The 6,274-nt window shown below is 67.3% G+C and carries 13 protein-coding genes; all 13 read left to right on the top strand.

The annotated features are described in order from the left end of the window. Positions 1 to 782 (top strand): elongation factor Tu (locus EJV46_RS22590; protein ID WP_131550999.1); only part of this gene is annotated, 782 nt, incomplete at its 5' end. A 16-nt stretch (positions 783 to 798) separates the two neighbouring features. Continuing rightward, on the top strand, positions 799 to 1,107 hold the full coding sequence (rpsJ, locus tag EJV46_RS22585) for a 30S ribosomal protein S10 (RefSeq protein ID WP_131550998.1): 309 nt from the start codon (positions 799 to 801) through the stop codon (positions 1,105 to 1,107). 10 nt (positions 1,108 to 1,117) lie between these two features. Beyond that, positions 1,118 to 1,801, top strand: coding sequence for a 50S ribosomal protein L3 (rplC, locus tag EJV46_RS22580; protein ID WP_131550997.1), 684 nt, complete (start codon positions 1,118 to 1,120; stop codon positions 1,799 to 1,801). Between the two features lie 10 nt (positions 1,802 to 1,811). Further along, positions 1,812 to 2,432: a 50S ribosomal protein L4 gene (rplD, locus tag EJV46_RS22575; RefSeq protein WP_131550996.1), complete on the top strand. Its 621-nt coding sequence runs from the start codon at positions 1,812 to 1,814 to the stop codon at positions 2,430 to 2,432. 35 nt (positions 2,433 to 2,467) lie between these two features. After that, complete coding sequence (locus EJV46_RS22570) at positions 2,468 to 2,764, top strand: 50S ribosomal protein L23 (protein WP_206020906.1); 297 nt, start codon at positions 2,468 to 2,470, stop codon at positions 2,762 to 2,764. Positions 2,765 to 2,767: 3 nt separating this feature from the next. After that, the gene (rplB, locus tag EJV46_RS22565) at positions 2,768 to 3,604 is read left to right on the top strand and encodes a 50S ribosomal protein L2 (protein WP_131550994.1); all 837 of its coding nucleotides are present in this window, start codon (positions 2,768 to 2,770) and stop codon (positions 3,602 to 3,604) included. Positions 3,605 to 3,609: 5 nt separating this feature from the next. Continuing rightward, positions 3,610 to 3,888, top strand: coding sequence for a 30S ribosomal protein S19 (gene rpsS / locus EJV46_RS22560; protein ID WP_131550993.1), 279 nt, complete (start codon positions 3,610 to 3,612; stop codon positions 3,886 to 3,888). 3 nt (positions 3,889 to 3,891) lie between these two features. Further along, entirely contained in the window at positions 3,892 to 4,296 is a 405-nt protein-coding gene (gene rplV, locus EJV46_RS22555; RefSeq protein WP_131550992.1) for a 50S ribosomal protein L22, read from the top strand. Then, positions 4,296 to 4,973 (top strand): 30S ribosomal protein S3, encoded by a 678-nt coding sequence (rpsC, locus tag EJV46_RS22550; RefSeq protein WP_131550991.1) that lies wholly within the window; start codon positions 4,296 to 4,298, stop codon positions 4,971 to 4,973. Before rplV ends, rpsC begins: the two co-directional genes overlap by 1 nt. An 11-nt stretch (positions 4,974 to 4,984) precedes the next feature. Then, positions 4,985 to 5,407 carry a 50S ribosomal protein L16 gene (gene rplP / locus EJV46_RS22545; protein ID WP_131550990.1) on the top strand — a complete coding sequence of 141 codons (423 nt, stop codon included), beginning with the start codon at positions 4,985 to 4,987 and terminating at the stop codon, positions 5,405 to 5,407. Positions 5,408 to 5,412: 5 nt separating this feature from the next. After that, positions 5,413 to 5,619 carry a 50S ribosomal protein L29 gene (gene rpmC / locus EJV46_RS22540; RefSeq protein WP_131550989.1) on the top strand — a complete coding sequence of 69 codons (207 nt, stop codon included), beginning with the start codon at positions 5,413 to 5,415 and terminating at the stop codon, positions 5,617 to 5,619. Positions 5,620 to 5,633: 14 nt separating this feature from the next. Further along, positions 5,634 to 5,909 carry a 30S ribosomal protein S17 gene (gene rpsQ, locus EJV46_RS22535; protein ID WP_131550988.1) on the top strand — a complete coding sequence of 92 codons (276 nt, stop codon included), beginning with the start codon at positions 5,634 to 5,636 and terminating at the stop codon, positions 5,907 to 5,909. Further along, positions 5,906 to 6,274, top strand: coding sequence for a 50S ribosomal protein L14 (gene rplN / locus EJV46_RS22530; RefSeq protein WP_131550987.1), 369 nt, complete (start codon positions 5,906 to 5,908; stop codon positions 6,272 to 6,274). The genes rpsQ and rplN overlap by 4 nt, the downstream gene beginning before the upstream one ends.

Here is a 6,274-nt window from a genome sequence, read left to right as displayed (position 1 = left end):
ACAAGATGGACCTGGCGGATCCCGACCTGGTGGAGCTGGTGGAGATGGAGGTGCGCGAGCTGCTGTCCTCCTACCAGTTCCCGGGCGACGACATCCCCATCATCAAGGGTTCGGCGGTGGCCGCGCTTGAGGACAAGACGCCCGAGATCGGCGAGAACGCGGTGCTCGAGCTGATGGCGGCGGTGGACAGCTACATCCCGCAGCCGGAGCGGGCGATCGACCGTCCGTTCCTGATGCCGGTCGAGGACGTGTTCTCGATCTCGGGCCGCGGCACGGTGGTGACGGGCCGCGTGGAGCGCGGGATCGTGAAGGTCGGCGAGGAAGTGGAGATCATCGGCCTGAAGGACACCGTGAAGACGGTGGTGACGGGCGTGGAGATGTTCCGCAAGCTGCTGGACCAGGGGCAGGCGGGCGACAACATCGGCGCGCTGCTGCGCGGCACGAAGCGTGAGGACGTGGAGCGCGGGCAGGTTCTGGCGAAGCCGGGCTCGATCACGCCGCACACGAAGTTCAAGGCCGAGGCGTACATCCTGACGAAGGAAGAGGGCGGCCGCCACACGCCGTTCTTCACGAACTATCGTCCGCAGTTCTACTTCCGGACGACGGACGTGACGGGGATCGTGCAGCTTCCCGAGGGCGTCGAGATGGTGATGCCGGGCGACAACGTGTCGATGGACGTGGAGCTGATCGCGCCGATCGCGATGGACGAGGGGCTTCGCTTCGCGATCCGCGAGGGCGGCCGCACCGTCGGCGCCGGCGTCGTCGCCTCGATCGCGAAGTAAGCGGGCGCAATCCACCATGGACAGCCAGAATATCCGCATCCGCCTCAAGGCGTTCGATCACCGCGTGCTCGATGGCAGCACGCGGGAGATCGTGCAGACGGCGAAGCGGACGGGTGCGCGCGTGCGCGGACCCATCCCGCTGCCGACGCAGATCGAGCGTTTCACCGTGAACCGCTCGCCCCACGTGGACAAGAAGAGCCGCGAGCAGTTCGAGATTCGGACGCATCGCCGGCTTCTCGACATCGTCGACCCCACCCCGCAGACCGTGGACGCGCTGATGAAGCTCGACCTCGCCTCCGGTGTGGACGTCGAGATCAAGATCTGAGGACGGAACCATGGCCACCCAGGTCCGGACCGGGCTGATCGCGCGCAAGCTCGGCATGACTCGGCTCTTTAACGACGACGGCTCCACGACGCCGGTGACGGTGCTGCATCTCGATGCGGTGCGGGTCATCGCGCAGCGGACGGCCGAGACCGACGGCTACACCGCGCTGCAGGTGGGCATCGGCAAGGCGAAGCCGAAGAACGTGACGAAGGCCAATCGCGGCCACTTCGCGAAGGCCGGCGTCGAGGCTCCCATGAAGCTGACCGAGTTCCGCGTGGACGCCGAGGCGCTCGTCGCCCCCGGCACCGTGCTGAGCGGCGCGCATTTCGTGACGGGCCAGAAGGTGGACGTCACCGGCACCTCGAAGGGCAAGGGATTTGCCGGCGCCATGAAGCGCTGGAACTTCGCCGGCCTCGAGGCCTCGCACGGCGTGTCGATCAGCCATCGTTCGCATGGCTCGACCGGCAACCGTCAGGATCCCGGCAAGACCTTCAAGAACAAGAAGATGGCGGGCCATCTCGGCGTGGAGCGCATCACTACCCAGAATCTGGTGGTGGCTGGCCATGACGCCGAGCGCGGCCTGCTGCTCATCAAGGGCGCCGTCCCGGGTTCCGCCGGCGGCTATGTGCTGGTGCGCGATGCGGTGAAGCGCGCGCGCCCGGCCGAAGCGCCGTTCCCCGCGGCGACGGTCTGAGGGTCGAACCATGCAAGTTTCCGTCATCACGCTGGACAATGCGCCGGCCGGCGAGGCCGAGCTCCCGGACGACCTGTTCGGCACCGCGCCTCGCGCCGACATCATGGCCCGCGTCGTCCACTGGCAGCTCGCGAAGCGCCGGGCGGGCACGCACAAGGTCAAGGGCATGGGCGAGGTCTCCGGCACGACCAAGAAGCCCTATCGGCAGAAGGGCACGGGCTCCGCTCGTCAGGGCTCGCTGCGCGCTCCGCAGTTCCGCAAGGGCGGCGTGGTGCATGGCCCGGTCGTGCGCGACCACGGCTATTCGCTGAACAAGAAGGTGCGCCGCCTCGGCCTCATCTCGGCGCTGAGCCAGAAGGCCGCCGACGGCAAGCTGATCGTGCTCGACGCCGCGACCGCGGACGAGAGCGCCAAGACCTCCGCCATGGCCAAGCGCGTCAAGGCGCTGGGCTGGACGAAGGCGCTGGTCATCGACGCGACGGTGGACGCCAACTTCCTCCGCGTGCTGCGCAACATCCCCGGGATGGACGCGCTGCCGACGGTCGGCGCCAACGTCTATGACATCCTCAACCACGACGTGCTGGTGGTGACCCGCGCCGGCGTGGAAGCCCTGAAGGAGCGCCTCGCATGAGCGCGACGTTCAGCAAGCCGAAGGCGGCGCCGGCGATCAGCAAGGAGCGGATGTACCAGTGCATCCTCTCGCCGCTGGTGACCGAGAAGGCCACCCTGATGAGCGAACTCGGCCAGTACGCGTTCCGCGTGGCGATCGATGCGTCCAAGCCCGAGATCAAGCAGGCCGTCGAAGGACTCTTCGGCGTGCAGGTGCTCGCGGTGAACACGCTGCTCGTGAAGGGCAAGACGAAGCGCTTCAAGGGCCGTCCCGGCAAGCGCTCTGACTGGAAGAAGGCGATGGTGCGCCTGGTCGAAGGCCAGAGCATCGATCTGACCACGGGGCTCAGCTAAGCCATGGCGCTCAAGCATTTCAATCCGATCACGCCGAGCACGCGCGGCACGGTCCTGATCGACCGTTCCGGCCTGTGGAAGGGCAAGCCCGTGAAGGCGCTGACGGAGGGCAAGAGCCACTCCGGCGGTCGCAACAATCACGGCCGCATCACCGTGCGGTTCCGTGGGGGCGGGCACAAGCAGTCCTACCGCATCGTCGACTTCAAGCGCCGCGCGAAGTGGGGCATCCCCGCGACCGTCGAGCGCATCGAGTACGATCCGAACCGCACGGCCTTCATCGCGATGGTGAAGTACCAGGACAACGAGATCGCCTACATCCTGGCGCCGCAGCGCCTGAAGGTGGGCGACACGGTGATCGCCGGCGACAAGGCCGACATCAAGCCGGGCAACGCCATGCCGCTGGGTTCGATCCCGGTCGGCACGGTGATCCACAACATCGAGCTGAAGCCGGGCGCCGGCGGCAAGGTCGCGCGCTCCGCGGGCACCTTCGCGCAGCTGGTGGGCAAGGATGCCGGCCTGGCGCAGATCAAGCTGATGTCGGGCGAAGTCCGGACCGTGCGCGGCGAGTGCATCGCCTCCATCGGTGCCGTGTCCAACCCGGACAACAGCAACCAGGAGCTGGGCAAGGCGGGTCGCAGCCGCTGGCTCGGCCGCAAGCCGCATCAGCGCGGCGTGGTGATGAACCCCGTCGACCACCCGCATGGTGGTGGCGAGGGCCGGACCTCTGGCGGCCGTCACCCCGTGACGCCGTGGGGCAAGCCGACCAAGGGTGCGAAGACGCGCAACAACAAGCGGACGGATCGCAATATCGTGCGCCGCCGCAACGCGACGAAGGGCTGATCGCGATGCCGCGCAGTGTATGGAAAGGGCCGTTCGTGGACGGCTATCTCCTCGCGAAGGCGGAGGCCGCCCGGTCCTCCACCCGCAACGAGCTCATCAAGACCTGGTCGCGCCGCAGCACGATCCTGCCGCAGTTCGTCGGACTCACCTTCGGCGTCTACAACGGCAAGAAGTTCCTGCCCGTTCAGGTTTCCGAGAACATGGTCGGCCATAAGCTCGGCGAATTCTCGCCGACGCGGACCTTCGGGGGTCACTCGGCCGACAAGAAGGCGAAGCGGGGCTAAGCCATGAGCAAGCCGAAGCATCCCCGCGGTCTCGCGGACTCCGAGGCGCAGGCCATCACGCACAACATCCGCGTGAGCCCGCGCAAGCTGAACCTGATCGCCGCGATGATCCGCGGCTCCAAGGCTCAGGAAGCGGTCGCGACGCTGACCTTCAGCAAGCGCCGCATCGCGCAGACGGTGAAGAAGACGCTCGAGAGCGCCATCGCCAATGCCGAGAACAACCACCAGCTGGACGTCGACCGCCTGGTCGTCTCGAAGGCGGAAGTGGGTCGCTCCATCGTCATGAAGCGCTTCGCAGCGCGCGGGCGGGGAAAATCCTCGCGCATCGAGAAGTGGTTCAGCCACCTCAAGATCGTCGTGGCCGAGCAGCAGGCGCCGGCGGCGTCGAACGAAGTGGGGGCCGCGTAATGGGGCACAAAGTCAATCCGATCGGCCTGCGCCTCGGCATCAACCGGACCTGGGACAGCCGCTGGTTCGCCGATGCGGGCTACGCCAAGCAGCTGCATGACGACCTGAAGCTGCGCGAGACGCTGAAGGACCGCCTGAAGTCCGCCGGCGTGTCCAAGGTGGTGGTGGAGCGTCCGGCCAAGAAGCCGCGCGTGACCATCCACGCCGCCCGCCCGGGCGTCGTGATCGGCAAGAAGGGCGCCGACATCGACAGCCTCCGCAAGGAGCTGTCGGCCAAGGCCGGCGCCGAGGTCTCGCTGAACATCCTCGAGATCCGTAAGCCGGAGCTCGACGCGGTCCTGGTGGCCGAGAGCATCGCCCAGCAGCTGGAGCGCCGGGTGGCCTTCCGCCGCGCGATGAAGCGCGCCGTGCAGTCCGCGATGCGCCTGGGCGCGCTCGGCATCCGGATCAACTGCTCCGGCCGCCTCGGCGGCGCCGAGATCGCGCGCATGGAGTGGTACCGCGAGGGCCGCGTGCCACTGCACACGTTGCGCGCCGACATCGACTACGGCGTCGCGACGGCGAAGACGACCTATGGCACCTGTGGCGTGAAGGTCTGGATCTTCAAGGGCGAGATCATGGCCCATGATCCGGGCGCGCAGGACAAGCGCGCTCAAGAACAAGCGCCGCAGCGTTAAGGTGAACTGAGATGTTGCAGCCGAAGCGAACCAATTACCGGAAGGCCCACAAGGGCCGGATCAAGGGCGTTGCCAAGGGCGGCTTCACGCTGTCCTTCGGCGGCTACGGCCTGAAGGCGCTCGAGCCGGAGCGCGTCACCGCGCGCCAGATCGAGGCTGCTCGCCGTGCGATCACGCGCGCCATGAAGCGCGCGGGCCGCGTCTGGATCCGGATCTTCCCGGACGTGCCGGTCTCGACCAAGCCCGCCGAGGTCCGCATGGGCTCGGGCAAGGGCGCTCCCGAGTTCTGGGTGGCCCGGGTGAAGCCCGGCCGCATCATGTTCGAGATCGACGGCGTGCCGGTCGAGACGGCCCGCGAGGCGCTGACCCTCGGCGCCGCCAAGCTGCCGATCCGCACCAAGATCGTTGCGCGCCTCGGCGGCGCGGAGGCCTGAGCATCATGACCAAGATCGTGGATATCCGCACCAAGTCGGAGGACGAGCTCGGCGGCATGCTGATCGACCTTCGCAAGGAGCAGTTCAATCTTCGCTTCCAGCGTGCCACCGGGCAGCTGGAAGCGACGGGCCGCATTCAGCTGGTCCGTCGTGATATCGCCCGTGTGAAAACCGTCCTGGCCGAGCGTTCGCGCGCGGCCGCCAAGGCATAGAGGAGACCCCGGCGATGCCGAAGCGCGTCCTCACCGGACGGGTCGTCAGCGACAAGATGGACAAGACGATCACCGTCTTGATCGAACGTCGCGTGATGCATCCGCTCTACAAGAAGTTCATCCGGCGCTCGAAGAAGTACGCCGCGCATGACGAGCTCAACCTCTGCAAGGAGGGCGACCTCGTCTCCATCGAGGAGTGCCCGCCGCTGAGCAAGCGGAAGGCCTGGATTGTCATCGCGCGCAACGGCGAGACCCTTGCGGCCGAAGCCCTTGAAGGAGCGTCCGCATGATCGGCGTCGAAGCCAATCTGGACGTCGCCGACAATTCCGGCGCGCGTCGTGTCCAGTGCATCAAGGTGCTGGGCGGCTCCAAGCGGAAGACAGCCTCGGTCGGCGACATCATCGTCGTCGCCGTGCAGGAGGCCATTCCGCGGGGCAAGGTGAAGAAGGGCTCGGTCGAGCGCGCGGTCATCGTGCGCACCTCCTATCCCGTCCGCCGCCCCGACGGTTCGGCGATCCGCTTCGACCGGAACGCCGCCGTGCTCATCAACAAGGCCGGCGAGCCGATCGGCACGCGCATCTTCGGACCGGTGGTGCGCGAGCTGCGCGCGCGCAAGTTCATGAAGATCATCTCGCTGGCGCCGGAGGTCCTGTAA

Source organism: Roseococcus sp. SYP-B2431 (assembly GCF_004336745.1).
Taxonomy (GTDB): domain Bacteria; phylum Pseudomonadota; class Alphaproteobacteria; order Acetobacterales; family Acetobacteraceae; genus Roseococcus.
This window is presented reverse-complemented; position numbering and strand designations above follow the sequence as displayed.

What these genes read in the sequence shown, in the direction of transcription:
- rpsQ (WP_131550988.1), top strand. Translation starts at nt 5,634, where the DNA reads ATGCCGAAGCGCGTCCTCACCGGACGGGTCGTCAGCGACAAGATGGAC.
- rplB (WP_131550994.1), top strand. Translation starts at nt 2,768, where the DNA reads ATGGCGCTCAAGCATTTCAATCCGATCACGCCGAGCACGCGCGGCACG.
- rplN (WP_131550987.1), top strand. Translation starts at nt 5,906, where the DNA reads ATGATCGGCGTCGAAGCCAATCTGGACGTCGCCGACAATTCCGGCGCG.
- rplC (WP_131550997.1), top strand. Translation starts at nt 1,118, where the DNA reads ATGGCCACCCAGGTCCGGACCGGGCTGATCGCGCGCAAGCTCGGCATG.
- rpmC (WP_131550989.1), top strand. Translation starts at nt 5,413, where the DNA reads ATGACCAAGATCGTGGATATCCGCACCAAGTCGGAGGACGAGCTCGGC.
- rplV (WP_131550992.1), top strand. Translation starts at nt 3,892, where the DNA reads ATGAGCAAGCCGAAGCATCCCCGCGGTCTCGCGGACTCCGAGGCGCAG.
- rpsS (WP_131550993.1), top strand. Translation starts at nt 3,610, where the DNA reads ATGCCGCGCAGTGTATGGAAAGGGCCGTTCGTGGACGGCTATCTCCTC.
- rpsJ (WP_131550998.1), top strand. Translation starts at nt 799, where the DNA reads ATGGACAGCCAGAATATCCGCATCCGCCTCAAGGCGTTCGATCACCGC.
- rplD (WP_131550996.1), top strand. Translation starts at nt 1,812, where the DNA reads ATGCAAGTTTCCGTCATCACGCTGGACAATGCGCCGGCCGGCGAGGCC.
- rpsC (WP_131550991.1), top strand. Translation starts at nt 4,296, where the DNA reads ATGGGGCACAAAGTCAATCCGATCGGCCTGCGCCTCGGCATCAACCGG.
- rplP (WP_131550990.1), top strand. Translation starts at nt 4,985, where the DNA reads ATGTTGCAGCCGAAGCGAACCAATTACCGGAAGGCCCACAAGGGCCGG.